This is a genomic window from Thiomicrolovo sp. ZZH C-3 (genome assembly GCF_054862725.1).
On sequence record NZ_JBTKXX010000004.1, the window covers coordinates 85,892 to 110,694 of the forward strand.

The following is a 24,803-nucleotide window of genomic DNA, read 5'->3' on the forward strand; positions in this document are numbered from 1 at the left end:
CTCAGCGTTCCGCATCGGCGAGCGTCAGGCAGAAAAGCACCTCTTTCCCTTCCCGCTCCAACGCTTCTGCCGCCTGGGTCAATGTCAGGCCCGTTGTCAGGATATCGTCGACGAGGATCACTTTCGTTTCCGGAAAAGGCTTTATCGTAAAATCCCGCGGATGCGTCAGACGGTACTGGAAGTCCTGCCCGGAGTAACGGTGTCCCGAACGGTCACGCAGCACGGTGTGCCTCGGTATCAATACGGCGGTTTTCATTGCCCGGGCCAGGACCGCCGTATGCGAATAGCCGTGCCGGACGTGGTCATCGACGGCAATGACGGCTACGGCTTCCTCCGGCCCCAATGCCTTCGCATACGGTGCGAAGGAGAGCGATGCCATGATCCTGTAAAGGTGGTGACCGATATCCGTATGCTTCGTCAGCAGCAGCGGCTCGATCTCGTCGTATCGGTAAAAGGAGTGTACGGAGAGTTTCCCGACGATCTTACGGGTGTGAAGAGAGGGGGTGAGATGTTCCTCACGGCAGGCCCTGCAAATGCGGCTAAACGACCACGATTCACAGAGTAGACAGCGCAAAGCCTGCCGCCTAGTCCATTTTAAGGACGGACATGAATGCCTCCTGCGGCAACTGTACCTTGCCGATCGCCTTCATCCGTTTTTTACCGGCTTTCTGTTTCTCAAGCAGTTTGCGTTTACGGGTAATATCCCCGCCGTAACACTTCGCCGTGACGTTCTTGCCCATCGACTTGACCGTCTCCCGGGCAATGACTTTATTGCCGACGGAGGCCTGTACCGCCACCTCGAAAAGCTGCCGGGGGATGAGCTCTTTCATGCTCTTGACCAGGGCACGGCCGCGCTGCTCCGCCTGTTCGCGGGGGACGATGACGGAGAGGGCGTCGACGACGTCGCCGGCGACGCGGACGTCGAGCTTGACGAGGTCGCCTTCTCTGAAGTCGGTCGGTTCATAGTCGAAACTCGCGTACCCTTTGGAGATGGACTTGAGCTTGTCGTAGAAGTCGACGACGATCTCGTTCATCGGTACGGAGTACTCCAGCAAGACGCGTTCCTCGTTGAGATAGTCCATCTTCTCCTGGAGACCGCGCTTGGCGACGAGCAGGTTCATGATGTTGCCGAGGTACTCCGTCGGTGTGATGACCGTCGCCTTGACGTAGGGCTCCTCGATCCGCTCGATGTGGTTGACGGGCGGCAGTTCGGAGGGGTTGTGCACCTCTTGTGTCGAGCCGTCCGTCAGAAAGACGTCGTAAACGACCGAGGGCGCCGTCGCGATCAGGTCCAGGTCGAATTCGCGTTCCAGGCGCTCCTTGACGACCTCCATGTGCAGCATGCCGAGGAAACCGACACGGAAACCGAAGCCCAGCGCAATAGAGGTTTCCGGTTCGTAGCTGAGTGACGAATCGTTGAGGCGCAGTTTGTCCAGCGCATCACGCAGGTCCTCGAACTTGTCCGTATCGATGGGGTAGAGTCCCGCAAAAACGAAGGGCTTGGCAGGTTCATAGTCACCGACGGGTTCCGTTGTCGGGTTTTTCGCATCGGTGATCGTATCGCCGACGTTGAGCGTGCCGACATCTTTGAGGCCGAGCACGACGATGCCGATCTCACCGCTGCCGATCGCATCGGTCTTCATCTTCTTGAGCGGGTGCGGGTACATGAGGTCGAGGACCTCGTGCTGCTCGTTGTTGCTCATCAGCTTGACGATCTGCTTTTTACGGATACTGCCGTCAAAGACGCGCACCAGCGCCAGCGCACCGAGATAGGGGTCGAACCAGCTGTCGTAGATGATCGCCTTGGTCGGTGCTACCGGGTCGCCCACCGGGGCGGGAATGCGATCAACGATGGCATCGACGAGCTCGCGGATACCCACACCCGTTTTGGCGGAGACCATCAGCGCATCTGTGGCGTCGATCCCGATGCTCGATTCAATCTCTTCGGCGACGCGCTCCGGTTCGGCGGCGGGCAGGTCGATCTTGTTGATGACCGGGAGGAGTTCAAGGTTGTTGTCCAGGGCCAGGTAGACGTTGGCGATGGTCTGCGCCTCAACCCCCTGCGCCGCATCGACGATCAGCAGTGCTCCGTCGGAGGAAGCGAGCGATTTGCTCACCTCGTAGCTGAAGTCGACGTGGCCCGGGGTGTCAATGAGGTTGAGAACGTAATGCTCGCCGTCTTTAACATAATCGAGCCGGACGCTCTGCGCCTTGATGGTGATACCGCGCTCCTGCTCGATATCCATCGTATCCATCATCTGCGATTTGAGTTCGCGCTCCGTGACGGAACCGCACTCCTGGATGATCCGGTCGGCCAGGGTGCTTTTGCCGTGGTCGATGTGGGCGATGATGGAGAAGTTGCGAATATGTTTGAGATCCATATATTCCTCATGCTTTCACTGTAAAACAAATCAGTGCGGTTTATACCTGAAGGTACTTCTTTCAGTCGTCTGCACGCGCCCTTCAAGAAGTACTCTCGGAGTGTGAGCCCGCTGCCGAAGCGAACTCAGCGTTAGCGCAGTATCAGGGGTTTTACTCCTGGTACGTTATGCAAAAAGCGAGTTAACGCTCTCGTTGTGGTAAACGCGGCGGATGACTTCGCCGAAGAGCGGTGCAACCGTCAGGACCTTGATCTTCGGGTGCGGTTTGGAATCGAGGGAGTTGGTGACGATCAGTTCGTCCAGCTCCCCTTTGTCGATATTGTCGTACGCTTTACCGCTCAGAACCGCGTGGGTCGCACACGCCATGACCGAAGTCGCGCCCTTGGCTTTGAGGGCCGCCGCCGCTTTGACCATTGTGCCGGCCGTATCGACCATGTCATCGATCATGATAACGTCTTTGCCCTCGACGTCACCGATGATGTTCATGACCTCGGCCACGTTCGCCTTTTCGCGGCGCTTGTCGACGATGACCATCTCGAGGCCGAGTTTTTCCGCGAAGTAACGGGCACGGGCGACGCCCCCGATGTCCGGGCTCGCGATGATCGGGTTGGGGAGGTTCTTGCTCTCGATATGCTGCTGGAAGATAATGGAGCCGTAGAGGTTATCGACGGGGATGTCGAAGAAGCCCTGGATCTGACCGGCGTGCAGGTCGATGGTGACGAGGCGGTCGATGCCCGCCGTCTGGTAGAGGTTGGCGACCAGCTTCGCGCTGATCGGAACGCGCGGTGCCGCTTTACGGTCCTGGCGCGCATAGCCGAAATAGGGAATGACGGCGGTGATAGAGCTTGCGGAGGAGCGGCGCAGGGCATCGGTCATGATGAGCAGTTCCATCAGGTTGTCGTTGGACGGTGCCCCCGTCGACTGGATGATGAAGACATCACGTCCGCGGACGCTCTCCGCGACCTGAACGGAGATCTCCCCGTCACTGAAACGTTTAATGTCCGCTTTCGCCAGGGGAACGTCGAGGTAGCTGCAGACCTCTTTCGCAAACTCTTCGCTGGCACTTCCCGCAAAAATCTTGTAACCGCGCATCGCAATTCTCCAAAGGTGATTATCGTTGCCGTTTCATACGGCAAATTGAGTATGAAATTATAGCGTGCGCGGCTTAGCAGGGAGTAAAACAGCCGCCGTTATACCGGCAGGCCGAATTTCTGTGTCACGAGTTCGCCCTCGTCGTTGAAAAAGAGGTAATAGAGGAAGTCTTTTTTGACCGGCTGTCCCGCCAGGTAGCGCAGGGCCAGGTTCGCCTGCAGCGATGCGATATGCATGACAATAGGCGCGGCGATCCCCGCCGGTTCTTTCAGGGTGATCTTGAAAACATCGTTGAATGAGGAGCGGTCGAAGAAGCAGACCTGTCCGTGGAACGCCTCCACCGAACCGTAGACCCACGGCGTGTTTTTGATCTTGGCGTATTCGTTGATCTGCCCCCGCGTCGGCAGGTTGTCCGTCGCGTCAAGGATCAGGTCGACCTCGATCCCTTTTTTGGCAAAGGCGTTGAAATCGCACTCATGGGCATACGCTTTCGTATAGGGGCAACGCGCCTCGACGATTCCTGCATTGACGACAGCTTTGTTCTTCCCCTCGTCCCCCGTCTTGAATGCGATCTGGCGGTGAATGTTGTGCACGCTCACCTCATCGAAATCCACGATATGAATCTCCCCGATTCCCGTTGCCCCCAGGGCGAAAGCGAGTGAGCTGCCAAGCCCCCCGCTCCCGATGATGGCGATCCGCTTCTCCTGCAGCGACTGCTGAACCTCTTCACCCCAGAGCTTGATCTGACGATGGAAATACTGCATCATGATCCACACCTCCTCAAATAGCTAATCGCACTGTAACATTAAAAAGTTTAGGACACGTCTAAAAACCCTTCACGCTTCTCAGAGGGTGTTTAAAGCATAAGATTTTCTTTGTTTTCGTTGCAGGCCTAGCCGTAGCTAAGTCCAGAGGAAAACGGAGGAAAGATCGTGCTTCAAAAACCCTCCCGCAGGGCGCTGCAGAGAAAAGCCATACTCGGCGTTGCCGCTTTTCGACTTAGCGATGGCTAGGCCTTCAAAGCATTGCCTTGATTATGACTTTCTCTGCCGCGCTGAGATCGTACAGGTTTTTGGACGTGTCCTTTAATAACTTTTTGATAAATTCACCTGCAGAGGCCTGTTTTAGGCAGTCGCGACGGCCAAAGTGTGTAAAAACCGCTATAATAAGCCCACAAAACCGCAGGAGGAAGCGTGCTCGCCTTTATCGACAAGACCATCATCCCCTTTGTGACCCGCAGTAACGACCAGCCGCTGCTGCTGCGCGAACTGCTCGAGATCAACAAGAACCACGACGACGGCCTCAAGCTCGAAGGGAAGATCCCTGGACTGAAACTGCGGATCGGCCGCACGATTCTCGTCTTTCTCATCCTCTGGAACCTCATTCTCCTGCCGCTGAGCCTCCTCTTTCACAAAGAACTCGAGAAGATCGACTGTCACCTGCTCATCATCCTCGCCATCCTCTTTACGGGGATGTTCTTCGGCACCTACATGATGTTCAAAGAGTGGCTCGTCGACCGGATGGCGACCCAGCGCATCAAAGAGGCGTGGCAGAACCACTTCCCCCACTTCGCCTACGAAAAGCATCACCTCGAGGTGACAAAGCTCTACCGCGAAGCGCTGGAGAAGGACGTGCCGCACAAAGAGCTCTACCTCTTCATGATGAACAGGCTCGCGGAGGAATAGGCTCCAGGTGTATCAGACCAGCGTCACCCTGCCCCCCTACCCGCGGGGATTCCACCTCATCACCGACGCCGTCGAAAACGCTGTCGCAAAGTCCGGCGTCACGACGGGCCTCGCCCACCTCTTTCTCAAACACACCAGCGCCTCGCTCTGCATCAATGAAAACGCCGACCCCTCCGTCCGCCGCGATATGGAGCGCTTCTTCAGCGACGTCGCCGACGCCAAGCCCTACTACGTCCACACCTACGAAGGCGACGACGACATGCCCGCACACATTAAAAGCGCCATGCTCGGCACGTCGCTGACCATTCCCGTCACTTTAGGCCGCCTCAACCTCGGCACCTGGCAGGGAGTCTACCTCGGCGAACACCGCGACCGTGGCGGCAGCCGGAAGATCGTCGTGACGGTCTACTGAGACTGGACATTTCTCGCTCCTGTACTTGTCATAGGAACCATCTATCTCTTTATTCTTTTCTTTTTCATAAGAAAAGAACCAAAAGAAAATCGTCGTTGCGCGAATCGCACGCCCTTCTCGGCTTTATGCCTTCAGGGCGGCTTTCAAAGCACGCTTAACGACAGATTGCCTATTGATTATATGCGCTTCGGCCTACCGAAGCTAATATTCGGAACAGAGCTTCGACACGTCGAAGCGCATGAATTAAATGGACTCTTGGCCTTGAGCGCGATCCTTATAAGCCATCCCGGAGGTAAGGGTATATCTAGAACCCCTGTGTAGATTTCAGAGGGCTTTGGAAGCGTGAGGTTTTCTTTGTTTTCTGCGAAGGCCTAGCTGTAGCTAAGTCAAGCGGGAAACAGAGGAAAAGTCGCACTTCCAGAGCCCTCCCGAAGGGCGAAACAGAGAAAAGCTATACTCTGCGTTGACGCTTCTTGACTTGGCTACGGCCAGGCCTTCAAAACGCCGCCTTGATTATGTCTTTTCTCTGCTTCGCTGAAACTGCACAGGGGTTCTAGATATACCCTCAAGCCGGGAGGGATGTGCGTTTCGCGAAAGGCCGCTTTTTGCGCTACTTTTTCTAAAAAAGTGGCATGAAGAGTGTTGTCAAAATTGAAGATTGAAGAGCTGCCCACTATTCTCACCTCGCCGAGCACCGCAACCACGGCGGCAGCCGGAAGTCTATTAAAAAAGCTCTGCCAGCCAGAGCCGCAGCTTCAGTCCCCACGTCGTCGTATACCCGCTCTCGGCCCAGAAGACTTTCCCCTTTCTATCAACGATAATCGTCGTCGGGAAGACGCCGATCTTGAAGGCTTCCGCGATGGCGCCGTTCTGGTCGTTGATGACGGGAAAAGAGAGGCCGTTGGCTTTCATGTAGTCGCCGATCTTCTCCAGCCCGCCCGATTTGACGGCGACGGTGATAACCTTTTCGTCCTTGGCGAGGGCGTCGATGTTGCCCGCTTCCGCATGGCAGACGGGGCACCAGGTCGCCCAAAAGTGCAAAATATAGGGTTGGTCCGGTTTGACGCTGCTGTCGTAGGCCAGTCCGTAGAGTTTGGAGACCTCCACCTTCGGCAGGGCGGCCCCTTCAAATGAGGGTGCGCGCAGGAAGCCGATGACGGTGGCGCCCACCGCCGTCAGCAGCGCGAGAACGATGAGCTCTTTGAGCCACTTTTTCCATCTAGCCACGCCGCTTCTCCACTGCCTCTTTGAACTTCCAGCCCCGGCGCGCCTCGATGACCTGCGCATGGTCGATCTCGACGACCATCAGCTCCTCGGTATCCCCCAGGCTGCTTTCAATCTCCCCGTCGGGATTGGCCAGCAGCGAATCGCCGTAAAAACGCCAGAGATACCCGTCCTCTTTCACGTCGCCGATGCGGTTGGCCCGCAGCACGAAACAGTTGTGCGTAAAAGCACGCATCTTGATCAGCTCCCGCCACCGCTGCTGCGACTCGAACGTCGACGCCGTCGGCAGCAGGATGCAATCGATCCGCTTCTCCCAGATGCTTTGCCACAGGGCGTCGAAGTGCAGTTCGTAACCGCCGAGGATCCCAAAGCGGACATTGTCGACACGGAAGGTCAACGGTTCATGCAGCGTTTCGACCGGGTTGGCAAAGAAGGAGGCTTCATTCCAATGGGGATAATCAATCAGTACCTGCTGCTGGTAGTAGGCCGTCGAACGGGGAGAGACTTTGACGATGCTTTTATAGGGGCTGCCCCCTTTGACCGTTACCAGGGGGGCGACGAAGGTCATATCGTAGGTGGCGGCGAGGTCGCGCAAAATGCCCAGCTGGTGATCGCAGAGTTCGCGCAGCATCGACACGGGGGTCTGCTGCAGCTCTTTGAAAAAGGAGTTCAGGAGGTATTCGCCCATCAGCAGCACGCGGACACCGCGTTTGTGGGCGATCCGGACGTAGTGGTACAGCTTCGTCGTGCTCATGCCGACCGAGGGAAGCTGCAGCACGCCCAGCGTCACGACTCCGTCTCCTCCCCGCTGCGGATCTGTTCGATCTTTTTGCGCGCCTCTTCGAGGATTTGCTGCGCTTCTTTGAGCGCCTTGGTCCCCGACTCGTAGGCTTTCACGCTCTCCTCGAGCGTCATCTCGGGATTCATCAGTTTCTCCAGGATCTGTTTCGCCTCTTCCAGGCGCCCTTCAAAATCGTTCGCTTCCACTCTTACTCCTTCGCTGCGTGCAGCATGGGTACGCTAAATGCCGTGTTCCAGCGCCTCGCGCACGTACTCTTTGAATTTCTCCAGTTCGACCAGGAAGGCATCATGCCCGTAATCACTCTTGACTTCCAGGTAATCAACCGGCGTCATCTTCTCTTTCGCCAGAATGTCCGCCATCACCCGCATCTCCTCAGACATAAAGAGCATATCGCTCTCGAAGCTGACCAGGTAGAGGCGGCTTCGAATGCGCAGCAGCGCCTCTTCAAGGGTGTCGAACCCCCGGGAGAGGTCGTAGATGTTGATCGCCTTCGTAATATAGAGGTAGCTGAGCGGGTCGAACCACTTGGTGAAGTTGTAGCCGTTGTATTCAAGATACGACTCTACCTGAAACTTCCCGAAGAGCTCGTAAAGACCGTCGGTCCGTTTGTATTCGCGCCCGAATTTCCGCTCCATGCTGTGGGGCGAGAGGAAACTGATGTGCCCCGCCATCCGGCCGACGGCCATCCCCGTCAGGCCGTTTGCTTTGATATCTGCGGGGTCGTAATAGCCGCTTTTGAAATCGGGATCTTTCAGGATCGCCTCCTGGGCGATCTTGTTGAACGCGATCGTCCAGGGCTGGGTCGCATGGGTACAGGCCATGGCAACGATACGGTCGGCGAAGTTGGGGTAGTGCACCGCGAACTGCAGCGCCTGCATACCGCCCATGGAGCCGCCGACGATGGCGTGAACACGGTGGATGCCCAGCTTGTCAAAAAGGATGCGCTGCGCCTTGACCATATCTTTGACCGTGATAACGGGGAACTTGTAGCGGTAGGGCTCTTCGTTCGGGAGCATCGGCGACATCGGCCCGGTCGAACCGAAACAGCTGCCGATGACGTTGGAACAGATGACGAAGAAACGGTCCGTGTCGATCGCCTTGCCCGGTCCGATCAGGCCGTCCCACCAGCCCGGTTTGTTGTCCCCTTCGTAGAGGCCCGCGGCATGGTGTGAACCCGTCAGGGCGTGCGTGACGACAACGACGTTGTCCTTCGCCTCGCTGAGGTGCCCGTAGGTTTCATAGACAATATCATACGGTTCGAGGATACGCCCGCTCTCCAGATAGAGCGGATTGGTAATGTGCTCGGTATGGGTCTGAAGGTTTAACGGGTCTATGATGCCGCCTCGAGTGCCTGTTTGATGTCGGCGATAAGATCCTCCGCATTCTCAAGACCCGCGCTGATGCGGATCAGCCCTGCCGGCACGCCGCAGGCGTCCATCTCCTCGGCGCTGAGCTGCTGATGCGTCGTCGAGGCCGGGTGGGTGATGATGGACTTGGAGTCGCCGATGTTGACCACGAGCGAATAGAGCTGCGTCGCGTCAACGACCTGCTTGGCCGTTTCCAGGTCGGCGACCTCGAAACTGAGCAGGCCGCTGCTCATCGCCCCGTCAAAATAGCGGCTCGCATTCGCGAAATTCTTGTTCGACTCCAGGCCCGGGTAGTTGACCCGCTTGACCATCGGGTGCGTCTCCAGGAACTTCGCAAGCATCAGCGCATTGTGCGAATGCTCTTTCATACGGATTTTCAGCGTCTCGAGCCCCTGGATAAAGAGCCAGGAGTTGAACGGCGATCCGACGGCGCCGATGTCGCGCAGAAGGCTGAGGCGTCCGCGCAGGGTATAGGGGGGCAGCGGCACGTCGACGTAGACCAGGCCGTGGTAGCTGGCGTCGGGTTCATTGAACTGCGGGTAGCGCGCGTTGCCCCGGAGTTTTTCGACGAGGTTGCTGCGTTCGACCATGATCCCGCCGATAGCCAGTCCCTGGCCCGTCGTATACTTGCTGGCACTGTGCACCACCACGTCGATGCCGTGCTCGATCGGCCGGCAGAGCGCCGGGGTCGCGACGGTGTTATCGACGATACTGAGCACGCCGTACTTGTCCGCGAGTGCGGCAAGTTCATCGATGTTTGGAACGTCGATGCTCGGGTTCGTCAGCGTCTCGAAAAAGAGCGCTTTCGTCTTGTCGTCAATGAGCTTCTCCGCTTCAGCGGGGTTGTGCACGTCAAAAAAACGCGCTTCGATGCCGAAACGTTTCATGGTGTGGGCCGTCAGGGTGAGGGAGCCGCCGTAAAGCTGCGCGGCGCAGACGATATTGTCGCCTGCCTCCGCCGCATTGACCAGGGCGTAGAAGATGGCGGACATGCCGCTCGAAGTCGCCAGGGCCGCCGCACCCCCTTCAAGGGAGGCGAAACGCTTCTCGAAGACGTCCGTCGTCGGGTTGTTCAGACGGGTGTAGATATTGCCAAGCTCTTTGAGCGCGAACAGGTTCGCCGCATGCTCCGCATCGCGGAATTCATATGCCGTCGTCTGGTAGATGGGCACCGCCATCGTTCCCTGCATATCCTTCGTATAGCCTTCATGAAGCGCTTTGGTCTGAAAATGCATGTGTACTTCCCCTCTTTACAGTGCGGGGAGCGGGGCCCCTCCGCTTTTTCCGCCGGCAAAGGCGGTCTTTCGTAGCGCAGCGGCGTGAAGCTGAACGCTTACGCTATCCGTTAGTATACCGATCAGATATGATAGTTCGGTGCTTCCGCCGTAATCTGGACGTCATGGACGTGGGACTCTTTGAGCCCCGCGCTCGTAATCTCGACGAACTCTGCGTTCTGCCAGAACGCTTCGATGCTCTCGGAACCGCAGTAGCCCATGGAGGAGCGCAGGCCGCCCATCATCTGGTGGACAATGCCCGCGATCGGCCCGCGGTACGGTACGCGACCCTCGATCCCTTCCGGTACGAGTTTGTCCGCCGCCGTGCCTTCCTGGAAGTAACGGTCCGTACTCCCCTTCGTCATTGCCCCGATGGAGCCCATGCCGCGGTAGGACTTGTACTGGCGCCCCTGGTAGTTGATCAGGTCGCCCGGAGACTCCTTCGTCCCCGCCAGCAGTGAACCGGCCATGATACAGCTCGCACCGACGGCAAGCGCCTTGGCGATGTCACCGGAGTACTTGATCCCGCCGTCGGCCACGATCGGCACACCGACGCGGCGGCCCGCTTCGGCACACTCGTCGATCGCAGAGATCTGCGGTACGCCGACACCTGCGACGATACGCGTTGTACAGATCGATCCCGGTCCGATACCGACTTTGACGGCGTCCGCACCGGCTTCGGCCAGCGCTTCGACCGCCTCGGCCGTCGCGACGTTCCCGGCGATGATGTCAATGTTCATCTGCGCCTTGATCGCCTTGACGGTGTCGATGATCCCCTTGGAGTGGCCGTGGGCGGAGTCGAGGACGAGCACGTCGACACCCGCGTCGACAAGTGCCTGCGCACGGTCGAGCTGTCCGACGCCGATCGCCGCGCCGACGCGGAGACGGCCGAATTCGTCTTTGAGCGCGGTGGGATACTCGATGCGCTTTTTAATATCCTTGATGGTGATCAGCCCCTGGAGGTGCCCCTCGTCGTCGATGATCGGCAGTTTCTCGATCTTGTTCTTGTGCATGATCTGCTCCGCTTCATCGAGGGAGATGTTCTTGCCCGCCGTGATCAGCGGCATCTTCGTCATGACGGCGTCAGCGCGCTTGCTCAGGTCCTTTTCAAAACGCATGTCGCGGTTGGTGAGGATCCCCAGCAGTTTGTTGTAAAGGTCGACAACCGGAACGCCGGAAATGCGGTACTCCTGCATCAGCGCCTCGGCATCGGCCAGGGTCGCGTCCGGGTAGACGTAGATCGGGTCGATGATGATCCCCGACTCGCTCTTTTTCACCTTCTTGATCTGCTTGACCTGGCTTTCGATGTCCATGTTCTTGTGGATGATACCGATACCGCCCAGGCGTGCCATGGCGATCGCCGCACGGTACTCGGTCACGGTATCCATCGCCGCAGAGACCATCGGGATGTTCATCGTGATGTTCTTGGTGAGTTTTGTCGTGAGGCTGACCTCTTTGGGCAGCACTTCGGAATAACGCGGGACCAGCAGGACGTCTTCGAACGTCAATGCACGTTTACGGATTTTCATGGGACTCCTTCTTAAAGGTTTACGGCCTGCTCAAGACTGAGCGCACCGTCGAAAAGTGTTTGTTCATCAAAGGCTTTGGCAATCAGCTGAAGCCCGACCGGCATGCCGTTTTCCGCCCTGTCGACCGGCAGAGAGATCGCCGGCAGGCCGGCGAGGTTGACCGAAATGGTATAGATATCGCTCAGGTACATCTGCAACGGGTCGGAGAGGGCTCCGAACTCGTACGCGGTGTCCGGCGCGACGGGGCTCAGGATCAGGTCGACCTCTTCAAAGAGCTTCTCATACTCCTCCTTGATCAGGTGGCGTACCTTCTGCGCCTTGACGTAGTAGGCGTCGTAGTAGCCGCTGGAAAGGACGAAGTTCCCCAGCAGGATACGGCGCTTCACCTCTTCACCGAAGCCTTCGGAGCGGCTCTTGATGTAGAGATCGGAGAGGTTCTCGCCCTCGACCCGGCTGCCGTAACGGATACCGTCGTAGCGCGCGAGGTTTGTCGACGCTTCCGCCGTCGCCGTGATGTAGTAGGCGGAGATGTCGTACTTGGCGTCCATCAGCGACTTCTCGACAATGGTATGGCCCGCGGCTTTGAGTGCCTCGACCGCCTTATTGTAGCCCTGCTTGACCGCGTCGGATGCCCCTTCAAGGTAGGAAGGAAGGATCGCGACGGTCAGTTTGCGGTTCGGGTCAAGCTTGTCCGCGACACTCTCGTAGGCGACGTCCGCGCTCGAAGAGTCTTTCGGGTCGTAACCGCTGATGATGTCGTACAGGATCGCGGCGTCTTCGACATTCTGCGTCATCGGGCCGATCTGATCCAGCGAGCTCGCATAGGCACCCAGGCCGTAGCGGCTGACACGGCCGTAAGTAGGTTTCATCCCGACGATACCGCAAAATGCCGCCGGCTGGCGGATGGAACCGCCGGTGTCGGAGCCCAGCGCCGCGACGGCAAGCCCCGCCGCGACCGCCGCCGCGGAACCGCCGGAGCTGCCGCCCGGGACGCAGCCGCGGTTGCGCGGGTTGAGCGTTTTGCCGTAGTAGCTGCTCTCGGTCGTGGAGCCCATCGCGAACTCGTCCATATTGGTACGGCCGAACGGCGAAAGGCCCGCCGAGAGCAGTTTTTCGACGACAGTCGCGTTGTAAGGCGCGACGTAGCCCTGCAGGATTTTCGAGCCGGACGTCACGCTCCACGTCTTGACCTGGATGTTATCCTTGATCGCAATGGGAACGCCGCTGCCGGCACTCTCCAGACCCACGTAGGCCCCCAGTTCGCTGTCGCCTTCGATCTTCGACTTCAGTTCGGCGCGGAGGCTCTCCAGCGCTTCCGGCGAAAGTTTCAAAGCTTCCTTAAGCGTCATCAATGTTCATCCTTTGCTTTTTTTGCCCGGCGCACGGCCAGGATACCGATCGCAATCACGGCGAAGATCACCAGGACCGTCTCTGCGATGAAGCCCATCGGTACGGGGGCTGCCAGATCAGGCACCGGTCACCTCCGCGCAGCGGGCACAGAGGGCCTCTTCTTCGCGGGCATGGAATTTCCAGCAGCGCGGACACTTCTGCAGCGACGCCGCCGCGATCACGTAGCGCTCGCCGTCCACCTCGAATTCGCCCAGCGTCTCGCCCGCCGTCTCAAGGGGCAGTACGCCGGAGACGACGAACCAGTCCTCCGCCTCGGTCTGCGGCAGCGCTTTCACGATCGCCGCGTCCGTATGCAGTGCCAGTTCCAGCGTACTCTTGATCTTCTTCTCTTTTTTAAGGGCATCGACGATCTCGTACATCCCCTCTCTGACCTTGACCAGCGCATTTTCATTGAAAGTGCTCGTCGGCACGTCGATCGACGCGTACTCAAGGTCGAAGATGCTCGCGGCATCGCCCTTGATCACCGCCGGGGCCGCCTCGACGATCTCGTCGGCCGTATAGGTGAGAAGAGGTGCGACAAGCAGCAGCATCGAACGGGTGATCAGCGCCATCGCGCTCTGGCTGGAGCGGCGGTGCGGATCGTTCTGCGCGTCACAGTAGAGGCGGTCTTTCGTAATATCGAGGTAGATCCCGCTCAACTCGTTGACGATGAAGTTGTTCAGTGTGCTCATCCCGCCGACGAAGTTGTAGCGTTTGAACTGCCCGTGGACGTTGTCGAAGACGTGGGAGGCCTTGGAGACGATCCACTGGTCCAGGACCCCCATCTCGCCGAACGGCACGATCGTTTCCAGGTCGTTGATGTTCGCCAGGAGGAACCGGAACGTATTGCGCAGCTTGCGGTACTGCTCCGCCGTCTGCTTCAGGATGTCATCGCTGATCTTCTGATCGTTCTGGTAATCGGCCAGCGCTACCCACAGGCGCAGGATCTCCGAACCGTACTGTTTGAGTACCTTGTCCGGGGCGACGACGTTGCCCTTGGACTTGGACATCTTCTCGCCCTTGCCGTCCATCGTAAAGCCGTGCGTGATCAGCGCTTTGTACGGCGCGCGGTGTTCGACGGCCGCACTGAGAAAGAGTGAACTCTGGAACCAGCCGCGGTGCTGGTCGCTCCCTTCGAGGTAAACGTCCGCCGGGTAGGTTCCCGCATCATAGTTGCGGGATTTGAGCACGGCGTTCCACGTCGAGCCGCTGTCGAACCAGACGTCGAGGATATCGTTGACCTTCTCCAGTTCGTCGGCCGTATAACCGCTGCCCGGGTAGAGCAGCTGTTCGATCGGCATGCTGTACCATGCGTCGGTCCCGTGCATCTCGAAAACCATCGCGGTAAAGTTGAGAACCTTCTCGTCCAGGACGACCTCGCCCGTCGCCTTGACGCGGAAGAAGGCGATCGGCACGCCCCAGTCGCGCTGACGGGAGATACACCAGTCCGGGCGGTTCTCGACCATCGCCTTGATGCGGTTGCGGCCCCACTCCGGATAGAACGTCGTCGCTTCGACCTCCTCCTGGGCGATCTCGCGCAGGGTCTTGCTCTGGCCTTCGGGTTTCTCGTCAACGGCGATGAACCACTGCTTTGTCGCACGGAAGATCAGCGGCGTATGCGAACGCCAGCAGTGCGGGTAGGAGTGGTTGAACTTGCTGACCTTGAGCAGGCTGTCGCCCAGCAGCTCGATGATCGGCTCGTTCGCTTTGAAAATATGCATCCCGACGAAGCTTTCTGCATCCGGGATAAGGCGTTCGCGCACGACGCTCTGGTCGTAGCAGCCCGTCTCGTCGACGGGCATGATAACGTCGAGGTTGTACTTGAGCCCGACGCGGTAGTCGTCCTCACCGTGGCCCGGCGCCGTGTGGACGCAGCCCGTACCGTTATCCATCAAAACATGCTCGCCGAGCACGATCTGCGAGCGGCGCCCGTTGAGCGGGTTCACCGCGTGCAGGTTCTCGAACTGCGTCGCGTCGAAGGTCTGGACGACCTCGCCCTTGACGATCTCCTGCTCTTTGAGCGCGCTGTAGAGTTTCTTCGCGACGATGTAGCCGTCGGCGCTGCGGACGTACTGCTCCTCCGGGTTCATGGAGATTGCCGTATTGGCCGGCAGGGTCCACGGGGTCGTCGTCCAGATGACCGGCGCAGCGCTGCCCTCGATGCCGAGGCGGACCTTGGACTCCTCGCTCAGCTCAAAGGCGACGAAGATGGAGTAGTCCTCTTTGTCCTCGTACTCCACTTCCGCCTCGGCCAGTGCCGTGCGTTCCGCCCAGCTCCAGTAGACCGGCTTGCTGCGCTCGACCAGCAGTCCCTTCTTCGCCACGTCGCAAAGCGTGCGGTAGATGTTTGCTTCGAACTTGTAATCCATCGTCAGGTAGGGGTTGTCCCAGTCCGCGATGATGCCGAGTTGTTTGAACTCATCGCGCTGGATGCCGACGAAGTTCTGGGCGTGCTCACGGCAGAGCTTGCGCACTTCGGCCGTGGAGAGCGCCTCTTTCTTCTGCTTGCCGCCGAGCTTCTTCTCGACCTGCTGCTCGATCGGCAGACCGTGGCAGTCCCAGCCCGGGGTGAACCGGACGCTGCTGCCGTTGAAGTAGTGCTGCTTGACGATGATGTCTTTGAGGATCTTGTTGAGCGCATGGCCGATGTGCGTATGGCCGTTGGCATAGGGCGGGCCGTCATGCAGGGTGAAAGACGGGGCCCCTTCGCGTTTTTGTTTCATCGTCTCGTACACACCCGTTTCGAACCATTCGGCGTAGCGTTTGGGTTCGTTCTGGACCAGGTTGCCGCGCATGGCGAAGTCCGTCGTGGGCAGGAGCAGTGTCGCTTTGTAATCCATCATTTTCCTTCAAGAAGGGCGAATATTCTCAATCTAAAAAATTGGTGCATTATAGCTTCAAACCCATTAAAAAAAGCTGTTTATTCCTGCCCCGGGGCCGAACGTGGCGCAATCTTCGCTTCACCGGCAACGGAGCGTTTTGCGCTATACTCACGGTATGAAGTACTCCCTTTTTCTTATCGGCGACGGCCTGATCGAAAACCAGCCGATGTGCCGCTATATCGACCGCCATTTTGCCCGTTCCGGCATCACGCCTGAGCGGCGCTTTCTTTTCAGGGAAGCCGAGCGTTTTTTTCCGGAACGCAGCTGTGCCTCGGAAAAAGCAGAGACCTTTTTTATCCTCTGCGAGCCCGCCCTCGCCCCCCTCGTCGCCAGGGAGCTCGCCACACTGACGGACGACGCTCTCGTCATGCGCGACGAGGGGCTCGTTCCTTCCCGCTCCCGCAGTATAACCCCGGCGTACTACCGTCTCAGTGACGGCAGCCTCGATCTGCACGTGATGCAGGTCGAAAACGGCGGTGAACTGCCCGCCCCGGAGTTAATGACCACCCCTTCCGAAGGTGCCCTCGTTCACCTTTTCGAGTGCGACGAGGCGGCATTGATGCCCGTTCTGAAACAGTTCGCGGAGAGCTACCGGGTGACCTATGCCCTCACCGCGCCTATTCCCGGCTGGCTGCAGTGCCGCCTGGAAGCGGAACGCTTCGGGGATGTCGACGGTGCCGTCCAGCACCTCATGACCCGCTTCCCGAGCGCCGTCGCGGCGGACAACATCGCCCTCTGGCTTATCGAGGCCCTCGACAGCGCGGGCAAGACGGTCACCTTCGCCGAAAGCTGCACCGGCGGCCTGCTCAGTTACTACCTTACAAAAGAGAGCGGCGCTTCCGGCGTTTTTGAGGGGGGGCTCATCACCTACTCGAACCGGCTCAAATCCGAGTGGATCGCAGTGGAAAACGCCACCCTCGAAGCCCACGGCGCCGTCAGCCGCGAAGTCGTCGAGGCGATGAGCGCCGGTGCGCTGGAAGTTTCCGGCGCCGATTACGCCATTGCCGTCAGCGGCGTCGCGGGACCGACGGGGGGCACGCCGCAAAAACCCGTCGGTACAGTCCAGGTCGCCGTCCGCAGCAAGGAGGCGCTCGATACGGCGCGTCTGCACCTCAGCGGCGACCGCAACTATATACAGGAACAGACGGTCCTGCATGCGGTTAAAATGCTGATGCTCCTGGATAAAAAAACTTTTTTCAAAATTTCTTGAGATTTTCTTGACTTTATAAGGCATATTTCCCTATAATTTCGGCCTTGCATTTGTGAGCATGTCTCGTTAGCTCAGCTGGTAGAGCACGTCACTTTTAATGATGTGGCCGTTGGTTCGAATCCAACACGGGACACCATCTATTTTGCAAAATGAAATGACACCAAATTAATCTGATTTTAAAGATTAAGCGGTAAAATTTCGCCCTACTTATTACGGATGCGGTGGTAGTTCAGCTGGTTAGAATACCTGCCTGTCACGCAGGGGGTCGCGGGTTCGAGTCCCGTCCACCGCGCCACTTTTTTTTCGGGCGCTTAGCTCAGTTGGTAGAGCGCTACCCTTACAAGGTAGATGCCACTGGTTCGAGTCCAGTAGTGCCCACCACTCACTCTTTATCTTTTTGTATCACAAAAGCCACTATCAACAGTTGCATAAACGCGATACAAACATCGTCAGAAGCGCACACTCCCATTCATCGAAAAATTACACAGTTAACCACTTTGTAACATATAGAAATATTTAATAATACTATCCTCAAAAACCCCTGTTTTTAGGGCTTAACATCTTAAGCCACTGCTAATTTTTGTTATGCCATGCTGTGTTATCAACATAAAGGAATGGCTATGAAAAACATCGGTTTAATAGGTCTGTCATTACTGGCAGCAGCATTGGTTATGTCCACGGGATGTGGCAGCAGCAGTTCAAGTGTTCCTAAATCCAAATATGTCATCACAGCAAATGCGGAAGATGACACGCTCTCTTCTTTCACCCGTGACACGGCAACGGGTGCGCTGACGCCGGTTGCGGTCATGGCGGCAGGTTCCAACCCGACCGGTTTGGTGCAGCATCCAAACGGTAAATTCGTTTATTCGATGAACGTTGACGATTGGGACAACACCTCTTCAGCCAGCATCGATACCTGGGAACTCAATGCAAGCGGTGGCCTGACACACCTTGCAAACACCCGAGTGGTGGGTATGGCCCTGAACGCCGTTATTTCACCGAACGGCAGATACCTCTACGTTACCGACCAGAATGAGTATGAGTTGCATTCATTCAAGATCAACACAACGACGGGCGCATTGACCGAACAGCCTTTCTCGCCGACATCGGAGTATGAGGCACACTCCATCGCCATGCACCCCTCAGGCAAGTTCTTCTATGTCGGTACGGAAGAGAGTGAGATCCACGGGCATGTCATCACGAATGACGGTAATTACACCGGCACGCCCAATACGCCCTATGCGGCTTCAGGGGCCAACAACTGGCTGGCCATTACCCCGAACGGCGATTACCTCTATACAGTCGATGCCACCGGCAATGAGATCAAGGGCTTCAGTGTGAATGAGAAGACCGGCGAGATCACCCTCATGGCCGGTTTCCCGGTCACGACCACCGGTTCCGGTATGAAAAGCTGTGCCGTAACACCGAACGGAAAGTATTTTTATGTGACAACGAAATCCGATGCTTCCGTCAATGCATACAACGTCGAATCAAACGGTTCGCTGACATACATCGACACCTATGCCTCCGGCGGTCATCCGAAATCTGTGGCCGTCGACTCCAAGAGTACCTCGCTTTACGTCGCAAATTACGACGATAATAATGTAAGTGCTTTCGAGATCGGCGATACGGGTGCATTGACACCAATCAGCAAATATGCCGTTGGTGTCGGACCTAAAATGTTGATCACGGCGCATTAAGCCTGCAACTGCACGGTGTACCGGTACATTTCCCGGTACACCTTTTTACAATAACACTCCATCCATTCACACACATCGGCAAAAGCCAAGATGCTTCTCATCACTTTTTATTGGACAGTTTTCACGACGAAGAAAGAGACCCGATTTCCAGACCGTGGACAAAGCAGCAATTTTCGATAAATTAATAACAGAATAGGCAACTTCGCAGTATAATCCTCCCCTGCTTTTGCACGATGACCCTTTCGTCTAGGGGCCAAGGACGCTGCCACTTCATGGTAGAGACGGAGGTTCAAATCCTTCAAGGGTCGCCATACGGGTGCTTTTCGATGCCCAAAAAGCTCTTTTTAAAGTTAGCGAAGTATACTTTCGCTCTACTTCATGTGCGGTGGTAGTTCAGCTGGTTAGAATACCTGCCTGTCACGCAGGGGGTCGCGGGTTCGAGTCCCGTCCACCGCGCCATGCTTTTACAATCAAAACACGTTTATTTTAACCTATGTCCAACCGTTCCAATACACTCTCACCCGCTTCGCTATCAAGGTATCGCTCCGCTCTTTATTCATGACACCACCTTCGTGGTCTCACGCTGTTAGACAACACGCCGGTTTCAAAGCTAAAAACGTGAAGCAGTTCACGTTTTGTGACGCTTCTCACGTCCACCGCGCCATACTTTTACAATCAAAACACGTTTATTTTAACCTATGTCCAACCGTTCCAATACACTCTCACCCGCTTCGCTATCAAGGTATCGCTCCGCTCTCTGTTTATGCCACCACCTTCGTGGTCTCACGCTGTGCGATAACACGCCGGTTTCGGAGATAAAAGCGTGAGGCAGTTCGCGGTTGATGATGCTGTCCACATCCACCGCGCCATGCTTTTACAATCAAAACACGTTTATCTTAACCTATGTCCAACCGTTCCAATACACTCTCACCCGCTTCGCTATCAAGGTATCGCTCCGCTCTCTGTTTATGACACCACCTTCGTGGTCTCACGCTGTTCGACAACACGCCGGTTTCAAAGCTAAAAACGTGAAGCAGTTCACGTTTTATGACGCTTTCCACATCCACCGCGCCATGCTTTTACAATCAAAACACGTTTATTTTAACCTATGTCCAACCGTTCCAATACACTCTCACCCGCTTCGCTATCAAGGTATCGCTCCGCTCTCTGTTTATGACACCACCTTCGTGGTCTCACGCTGTTCGACAACACGCCGGTTTCAAAGCTAAAAACGTGAAGCAGTTCACGTTTTGTGACGCTTCTCACGTCCACCGCGCCATGCTTTTACAATCAAATCACCTATTCTCAACCTTTTTCTTTCATTCCGAAATACGCCGACTTTATTTCACCATAGCATCTGTGACTGTTTTATTTTTTAAGACTAATTTTGTCTTATTTGCTCTATAGTGGCTGGATAGACACGAGGGCATCACCAAAATCCCTGTGTGGTCTCAGCATAGCAGAGAAAGTCATAATCAAGGCGACGCTTTGAAGACCTAGCCTTAGCTAAGTCGAAAAGTGGCAACGCTGAGTATGGCTTTTCACTGTTATGCCCTGCGGGAGAGCGTTTGAAGCACGATCTTTCTTCCGTTTTCATCTTGACTTAGCTTTTGGCTAGGCCTTCAATGAAAACAAAAAAAATCTCATGCTTCAAATGCTCTCTGAGCTCCACACAGGGACTTTGGTGATGCCCTTAAAAGGAGCCGCTATGGCACAGGCTGAAGTTGACAAAATTCTTGCAAAAGATTACGAACTCGGCTTTACCGTCGATATCGAAGAAGACACCGTTCCCCCGGGGCTGAACGAGGATGTGATCCGCTTCATCTCCGCCAAGAAACACGAACCGGGGTGGATGACCGAGCTGCGCATCAAGGCCTTGCATAAATGGGAAAAGATGGAGGAGCCCCACTGGGCCCATCTGCACTACACCCCCATCGACTACCAGGCCATCTCCTACTTTGCCGCCCCGAAAAAAGCCCCCAACAGCCTCGACGAGGTCGACCCCAAGATCCTTGAAGCCTACGACAAACTCGGCATTCCCCTGGATGAACAGAAGATGCTTCAGGGCATCGCCGTCGACGCGGTCTTCGACTCCGTCTCGGTCAAGACGACCTACGCCGACACCCTCCAGGAGCTCGGGATCATCTTCTGCTCCATCTCCGAGGCGATGCGCGACCATGCCGCGCTTGTGCAGGAGTATATGTTCTCCGTCGTTCCGATGACGGACAACTACTATGCCGCCCTCAACGCCGCCGTCTTCACGGACGGCACCTTCGTCTACGTTCCCAAAGGGGTCCGCTGCCCGATGGAGCTCTCCACCTATTTCCGCATCAATGCCCAGAACACCGGCCAGTTCGAGCGCACGCTCATCATCGCCGACGAAGGCAGCTACGTCTCCTATAACGAGGGGTGTTCCGCCCCGCAGCGCGACGAGAACCAGCTCCACGCTGCCGTCGTCGAGCTGATCGCGAAAAAAGACGCGGAGATCAAATACTCCACCATCCAGAACTGGTACCCAGGCGACAGCGAGGGCGAAGGGGGGATCTACAACTTCGTTACCAAGCGGGGCATCTGCGAAGGGGCCAATTCCAAGATCTCCTGGACCCAGGTGGAGACGGGCTCGTCGATCACCTGGAAATACCCCAGCTGCATCCTCAAAGGCGACAACAGCGTCGGCGAGTTCTACTCGGTCGCCGTCACGAGCCGCGCCCAGCAGGCGGACACGGGCACGAAGATGATCCATGTCGGGAAAAACACCCGTTCGACCATCGTCTCCAAGGGGATCTCCGCCATGCACGGCCAGAACAGCTACCGCGGGCTGGTCAAAGTAGGGCCCAACGCACAGGGTGCGCGCAACTTCAGCCAGTGCGACAGCCTCCTCATCGGCGGGGAGTGCGGGGCCCACACCTTCCCCTACCTCGAGTCGCAGGAGGCCTCCGCGCAGATCGAACACGAAGCGACGACGAGCAAGATCAGCGACGAGCAGCTCTTCTACCTCCGTTCGCGGGGTATCGGCGAAGAGGACGCCGTCTCCATGATCGTCCACGGCTTCTGCAAAGAGGTCTTCGCCCAGCTCCCCATGGAGTTCGCCGTCGAAGCCAAAGAGCTGCTCAATCTCACCCTGGAAGGAAGTGTCGGATGATGAAGATAAAGAACCTGCATGCCGCCATAGGCGGCAACACCATTCTCAAAGGCCTCAGCCTCACTCTGGAAAAGGGGAAGGTCCATGCCATTATGGGCCCCAACGGCGCGGGAAAGTCGACCCTCTCCAAAGCAGTGGTCGGCCATTACGATGTCGACGTGACCGAAGGTGAGGTCCTCTATAACGGCAAGAACGTTCTGGAGATGGCACCGGAGGAGCGGGCGCTGGAAGGAATCTTCCTCAGTTTTCAGAACCCCGTCGAGATTCCCGGCGTCAACAACGCCTATTTCCTGCGGACCGCCCTCAACGCCAAAGAGCGCCACGAGGGAAAACCCGAAACGAACGCGGCGCAGTTTCTGCGGCTGATGCGCAGCCACGTCGAACAGCTGGGGATGAAACCGGATATGATCTCGCGCAACCTCAACGAAGGCTTCTCCGGCGGCGAGAAAAAACGCAATGAGATCCTGCAGATGGAGATCCTGCAACCCGACGTCATCCTCCTCGACGAGATCGACTCCGGCCTCGACATCGACGCATTGAAAGCCGTCTCCGAGGGGATCAACCGGATGAAGAACGGGGAGCGCACCTTCCTCGTCATCACCCACTACAGCCGCATCCTCGACTATATCGACCCCGACTACATCCATGTCCTCCAAGACGGCCGGATCGTCAAAACGGGCGGTCCGGAACTGGTCAAGCGCCTCGAAGCCGAGGGCTACGGGGCGATCGCGGAGGATGCATGATGGGTGCGCTGAGCCTTGACCTCGTCCGGGAACGATCCCCCGGTCCGCTGTTCGAGCGGCTGAAGCAGCTCGGCCTTCCCGGCAATAAAACGGAGCAGTACCGTCATTTTGCGGTCAAGCCCCTGCTTACCAGGGATTACACCCTCAAGACGGCCGCGGCGCACACCCCGAAAACCGGCGAACGCCTCGTCATCGAAGACGGGGTTGTCACCGAACTCCCGGCGGACTGCTCTGTCTCCTACCCCTCCGAATTGATGGCCGATCCGGACCACTACGACGCGCTCTATTTTCTCTCGCACCTGCTGGCGCCTGCCGTCATTGCACTGCATATTGATGAAAATGCGAGTTTTGAGCTCCGGCACATCGTCAGTGATGCCCGGACCCTTCTCCCCTACCGCCTCTCTGTCACCGTCGCGCCGGAAAAACATGCGGAGATCTTCGAGACCTTCGAGGGGGAAGGAAGCGCGGAGAGCCTCGTACTGTACGGCATCGACGCCGAGATCGGCAACGGTGCCGCCCTGCGGTGGATTAGGGACGAGCGCGGCACGGCGGAGGAGACGGCGCTTATCGGCACCCACCGCTTCCATCTCGCTGAAAACGGCCGACTGGAGCTGAAGACCTTCGACTTCGGCAGCGCCCAGGCCCTGCACCTCTACAAAATCGACCTGGAGGCCCATGCCCGCTGCGACGCCGGCCACCTGCTGATGGCGTCGGGCACTGCGCGCCGGGGCAACGTCGTGCATATCAACCATCACGCGCCCCATGCGACCTGCGTCCAGGAGGCGCGCAGCGTCCTGCGCGGCGCGGCCACCGGGATTTTCGACGGCCTTATCCGCGTCGACGCGCAGGCGCGCTACGCCGACGCGCGGCAGAACACCAAAGCCGTGCTGCTCTCCCCGCAGGCCTATATGTACGCCAAGCCGCAGCTGGAGATCTATACCGACGAACTCGAAGCCTCCCACGGTGCGACCATAGGCCAGCTCGATGAAGACGCGCTTTTCTACCTGCGTTCGCGGGGGATCGCCGAGGAGGAGGCGCGCAGCATGCTCGTCCTCGCCTTCGCCGACGCCCTCATCGGCAGTGTCGGCGACAGCGCCTACGCCGAACGCATCCGTGCCGATTTCGAAGCGGCATACTTTACAGAGTGAAGCGTGCTGTGTGCTAAGTGCTACGTATTACGATTAAAGGAGATACCATGACGATGGATGAACAGGTTCAGCTCTACAAAGAGGACCTTGCCCTCCTCCCCGACAAAGACGTGAAGATGGAGTACATCCTCGATTTCGGCAAGGAGGCAGGCAAGCTCGATCCTCAGTACAAGACCGAGGAGAACATCATCAAAGGATGCTCCTCCCTGGCATGGCTGCACAAAGCCTATGACAAGGGAAAGATCCTCCTCGAGGCCGAGGGGGACTCCATCATCGCCAAGGGGATGCTCGTGATGCTGCTGGGCATCTTCCACAATAGGACCCCCGACGAGATCCTCGCCTTCGATCCGAACAAACTGAAAGAGATGGGTGTTATGGAGCTGCTCAGCCCCGTCCGCCAGCAGGGGCTCGAAGCCTTCCTCAACGTCATATACGGGTACGCCAAGGCCTGCAAAGGGGAGTGACATGAACTTCGACGCCCTCAAAGAGAAGATCACCGAAAAGCTGCGCGGCATCTACGACCCGGAGATCCCCGTCAACATCTACGACCTGGGGCTCATCTACGGCATCGACTGCGCCAAAGAGAGTGGCGGGGCGACCAGGTGCGTCGTGACGATGACCCTCACCTCCGCCACCTGCCCCGTTTCCGAGAGCCTTATCGACCAGGTCCGAAACATCGGCTACCTCATCAACGACGAACCCGACCTCGTCGTCGAAGCCAACCTCGTCTTCGATCCCCCCTGGACGATGGAGAAGATGAGCGAGGAGGCACGGCTGCAGCTGGGGATGCTGTAAGTCCGTTTCCAAGCGCACAAGTGCTACA

22 protein-coding genes and 5 tRNA genes are annotated in these 24,803 nt (G+C 57.4%); 14 read left to right on the forward strand and 13 right to left on the reverse strand.

What is annotated here, in order from left to right; translation table 11 throughout:
- Position 1: 1 nt before the first annotated feature.
- The 4 genes from ACXWTF_RS11760 to ACXWTF_RS11775 form a co-directional block, all read right to left on the reverse strand.
- A complete protein-coding gene (locus ACXWTF_RS11760; protein WP_461715177.1) occupies positions 2-574 on the reverse strand; it encodes a ComF family protein in 573 nt (190 codons plus the stop codon).
- Between the two features lie 10 nt (positions 575-584).
- On the reverse strand, positions 585-2,381 hold the full coding sequence (gene lepA / locus ACXWTF_RS11765; RefSeq protein WP_461715178.1) for a translation elongation factor 4: 1,797 nt from the start codon (positions 2,379-2,381) through the stop codon (positions 585-587).
- 165 nt (positions 2,382-2,546) lie between these two features.
- Positions 2,547-3,473: a ribose-phosphate pyrophosphokinase gene (locus tag ACXWTF_RS11770; protein ID WP_461715179.1), complete on the reverse strand. Its 927-nt coding sequence runs from the start codon at positions 3,471-3,473 to the stop codon at positions 2,547-2,549.
- Between the two features lie 98 nt (positions 3,474-3,571).
- Entirely contained in the window at positions 3,572-4,240 is a 669-nt protein-coding gene (locus ACXWTF_RS11775) for a HesA/MoeB/ThiF family protein (RefSeq protein WP_461715180.1), read from the reverse strand.
- A 426-nt stretch (positions 4,241-4,666) separates the two neighbouring features.
- Between ACXWTF_RS11775 and ACXWTF_RS11780 the strand changes: the two genes are divergently transcribed.
- Together ACXWTF_RS11780 and ACXWTF_RS11785 are read left to right on the forward strand one after the other, a co-directional pair.
- A complete protein-coding gene (locus ACXWTF_RS11780) occupies positions 4,667-5,158 on the forward strand; it encodes a hypothetical protein (RefSeq protein WP_461715181.1) in 492 nt (163 codons plus the stop codon).
- A gap of 7 nt (positions 5,159-5,165) precedes the next feature.
- Positions 5,166-5,570 carry a secondary thiamine-phosphate synthase enzyme YjbQ gene (locus ACXWTF_RS11785; protein ID WP_461715182.1) on the forward strand — a complete coding sequence of 135 codons (405 nt, stop codon included), beginning with the start codon at positions 5,166-5,168 and terminating at the stop codon, positions 5,568-5,570.
- A 723-nt stretch (positions 5,571-6,293) separates the two neighbouring features.
- Here the strand turns inward: ACXWTF_RS11785 and ACXWTF_RS11790 are convergent.
- From ACXWTF_RS11790 to ileS, 9 genes are all read right to left on the reverse strand, one after another.
- Positions 6,294-6,797 carry a redoxin family protein gene (locus ACXWTF_RS11790; protein ID WP_461715183.1) on the reverse strand — a complete coding sequence of 168 codons (504 nt, stop codon included), beginning with the start codon at positions 6,795-6,797 and terminating at the stop codon, positions 6,294-6,296.
- A complete protein-coding gene (locus ACXWTF_RS11795) occupies positions 6,790-7,584 on the reverse strand; it encodes a carbon-nitrogen hydrolase family protein (protein WP_461715184.1) in 795 nt (264 codons plus the stop codon). The genes ACXWTF_RS11790 and ACXWTF_RS11795 overlap by 8 nt, the downstream gene beginning before the upstream one ends.
- Positions 7,581-7,781, reverse strand: a complete 201-nt coding sequence (gene xseB, locus ACXWTF_RS11800) for an exodeoxyribonuclease VII small subunit (RefSeq protein WP_461715185.1) — start codon at positions 7,779-7,781, stop codon at positions 7,581-7,583. Before xseB ends, ACXWTF_RS11795 begins: the two co-directional genes overlap by 4 nt.
- Positions 7,782-7,814: 33 nt before the next feature.
- Entirely contained in the window at positions 7,815-8,930 is a 1,116-nt protein-coding gene (metX, locus tag ACXWTF_RS11805; protein WP_461715318.1) for a homoserine O-acetyltransferase MetX, read from the reverse strand.
- Entirely contained in the window at positions 8,927-10,198 is a 1,272-nt protein-coding gene (locus ACXWTF_RS11810) for an O-acetylhomoserine aminocarboxypropyltransferase/cysteine synthase family protein (RefSeq protein ID WP_461715186.1), read from the reverse strand. The genes metX and ACXWTF_RS11810 overlap by 4 nt, the downstream gene beginning before the upstream one ends.
- A 122-nt stretch (positions 10,199-10,320) precedes the next feature.
- Positions 10,321-11,766 carry an IMP dehydrogenase gene (gene guaB / locus ACXWTF_RS11815; RefSeq protein ID WP_461715187.1) on the reverse strand — a complete coding sequence of 482 codons (1,446 nt, stop codon included), beginning with the start codon at positions 11,764-11,766 and terminating at the stop codon, positions 10,321-10,323.
- 11 nt (positions 11,767-11,777) lie between these two features.
- Positions 11,778-13,118 carry an Asp-tRNA(Asn)/Glu-tRNA(Gln) amidotransferase subunit GatA gene (gene gatA / locus ACXWTF_RS11820; RefSeq protein ID WP_461715188.1) on the reverse strand — a complete coding sequence of 447 codons (1,341 nt, stop codon included), beginning with the start codon at positions 13,116-13,118 and terminating at the stop codon, positions 11,778-11,780.
- Positions 13,115-13,240 (reverse strand): hypothetical protein, encoded by a 126-nt coding sequence (locus ACXWTF_RS11825; protein ID WP_416768374.1) that lies wholly within the window; start codon positions 13,238-13,240, stop codon positions 13,115-13,117. The genes gatA and ACXWTF_RS11825 overlap by 4 nt, the downstream gene beginning before the upstream one ends.
- Positions 13,233-15,995 (reverse strand): isoleucine--tRNA ligase, encoded by a 2,763-nt coding sequence (gene ileS / locus ACXWTF_RS11830; protein ID WP_461715189.1) that lies wholly within the window; start codon positions 15,993-15,995, stop codon positions 13,233-13,235. The genes ACXWTF_RS11825 and ileS overlap by 8 nt, the downstream gene beginning before the upstream one ends.
- Positions 15,996-16,152: 157 nt before the next feature.
- Between ileS and ACXWTF_RS11835 the strand changes: the two genes are divergently transcribed.
- The 12 genes from ACXWTF_RS11835 (at position 16,153) to ACXWTF_RS11890 (ending at position 24,775) form a co-directional block, all read left to right on the forward strand.
- Complete coding sequence (locus tag ACXWTF_RS11835) at positions 16,153-17,247, forward strand: CinA family protein (protein WP_461715190.1); 1,095 nt, start codon at positions 16,153-16,155, stop codon at positions 17,245-17,247.
- A 60-nt stretch (positions 17,248-17,307) separates the two neighbouring features.
- A tRNA-Lys gene (locus ACXWTF_RS11840) sits at positions 17,308-17,383 on the forward strand.
- Positions 17,384-17,465: 82 nt separating this feature from the next.
- Positions 17,466-17,542, forward strand: a tRNA-Asp gene (locus ACXWTF_RS11845).
- A 10-nt stretch (positions 17,543-17,552) separates the two neighbouring features.
- A tRNA-Val gene (locus tag ACXWTF_RS11850) sits at positions 17,553-17,628 on the forward strand.
- A 290-nt stretch (positions 17,629-17,918) separates the two neighbouring features.
- Entirely contained in the window at positions 17,919-18,947 is a 1,029-nt protein-coding gene (locus ACXWTF_RS11855; protein WP_461715191.1) for a lactonase family protein, read from the forward strand.
- A 235-nt stretch (positions 18,948-19,182) separates the two neighbouring features.
- A tRNA-Glu gene (locus tag ACXWTF_RS11860) sits at positions 19,183-19,258 on the forward strand.
- A gap of 71 nt (positions 19,259-19,329) precedes the next feature.
- A tRNA-Asp gene (locus ACXWTF_RS11865) sits at positions 19,330-19,406 on the forward strand.
- A gap of 1,249 nt (positions 19,407-20,655) precedes the next feature.
- Positions 20,656-22,089 (forward strand): Fe-S cluster assembly protein SufB, encoded by a 1,434-nt coding sequence (sufB, locus tag ACXWTF_RS11870; RefSeq protein WP_461715192.1) that lies wholly within the window; start codon positions 20,656-20,658, stop codon positions 22,087-22,089.
- Positions 22,086-22,832, forward strand: a complete 747-nt coding sequence (gene sufC, locus ACXWTF_RS11875; RefSeq protein WP_461715193.1) for a Fe-S cluster assembly ATPase SufC — start codon at positions 22,086-22,088, stop codon at positions 22,830-22,832. Before sufB ends, sufC begins: the two co-directional genes overlap by 4 nt.
- Positions 22,829-23,980, forward strand: a complete 1,152-nt coding sequence (locus ACXWTF_RS11880) for a SufD family Fe-S cluster assembly protein (protein ID WP_461715194.1) — start codon at positions 22,829-22,831, stop codon at positions 23,978-23,980. Before sufC ends, ACXWTF_RS11880 begins: the two co-directional genes overlap by 4 nt.
- 47 nt (positions 23,981-24,027) lie before the next feature.
- A complete protein-coding gene (locus ACXWTF_RS11885; RefSeq protein ID WP_461715195.1) occupies positions 24,028-24,444 on the forward strand; it encodes a SufE family protein in 417 nt (138 codons plus the stop codon).
- A gap of 1 nt (position 24,445) precedes the next feature.
- Positions 24,446-24,775: an iron-sulfur cluster assembly protein gene (locus tag ACXWTF_RS11890; RefSeq protein ID WP_461715196.1), complete on the forward strand. Its 330-nt coding sequence runs from the start codon at positions 24,446-24,448 to the stop codon at positions 24,773-24,775.
- Positions 24,776-24,803 lie beyond the last annotated feature (28 nt).

Bases quoted from the DNA above. Each gene is read 5' to 3' on its own strand.
- lepA (WP_461715178.1), bottom strand. From the start codon at position 2,381: ATGGATCTCAAACATATTCGCAACTTCTCCATCATCGCCCACATCGAC.
- ACXWTF_RS11770 (WP_461715179.1), bottom strand. From the start codon at position 3,473: ATGCGCGGTTACAAGATTTTTGCGGGAAGTGCCAGCGAAGAGTTTGCG.
- ACXWTF_RS11775 (WP_461715180.1), bottom strand. From the start codon at position 4,240: ATGATGCAGTATTTCCATCGTCAGATCAAGCTCTGGGGTGAAGAGGTT.
- ACXWTF_RS11810 (WP_461715186.1), bottom strand. From the start codon at position 10,198: ATGCATTTTCAGACCAAAGCGCTTCATGAAGGCTATACGAAGGATATG.
- guaB (WP_461715187.1), bottom strand. From the start codon at position 11,766: ATGAAAATCCGTAAACGTGCATTGACGTTCGAAGACGTCCTGCTGGTC.
- ileS (WP_461715189.1), bottom strand. From the start codon at position 15,995: ATGGATTACAAAGCGACACTGCTCCTGCCCACGACGGACTTCGCCATG.
- ACXWTF_RS11835 (WP_461715190.1), top strand. From the start codon at position 16,153: ATGAAGTACTCCCTTTTTCTTATCGGCGACGGCCTGATCGAAAACCAG.
- ACXWTF_RS11855 (WP_461715191.1), top strand. From the start codon at position 17,919: ATGTCCACGGGATGTGGCAGCAGCAGTTCAAGTGTTCCTAAATCCAAA.
- sufB (WP_461715192.1), top strand. From the start codon at position 20,656: ATGGCACAGGCTGAAGTTGACAAAATTCTTGCAAAAGATTACGAACTC.
- sufC (WP_461715193.1), top strand. From the start codon at position 22,086: ATGATGAAGATAAAGAACCTGCATGCCGCCATAGGCGGCAACACCATT.
- ACXWTF_RS11880 (WP_461715194.1), top strand. From the start codon at position 22,829: ATGATGGGTGCGCTGAGCCTTGACCTCGTCCGGGAACGATCCCCCGGT.
- ACXWTF_RS11885 (WP_461715195.1), top strand. From the start codon at position 24,028: ATGACGATGGATGAACAGGTTCAGCTCTACAAAGAGGACCTTGCCCTC.
- ACXWTF_RS11890 (WP_461715196.1), top strand. From the start codon at position 24,446: ATGAACTTCGACGCCCTCAAAGAGAAGATCACCGAAAAGCTGCGCGGC.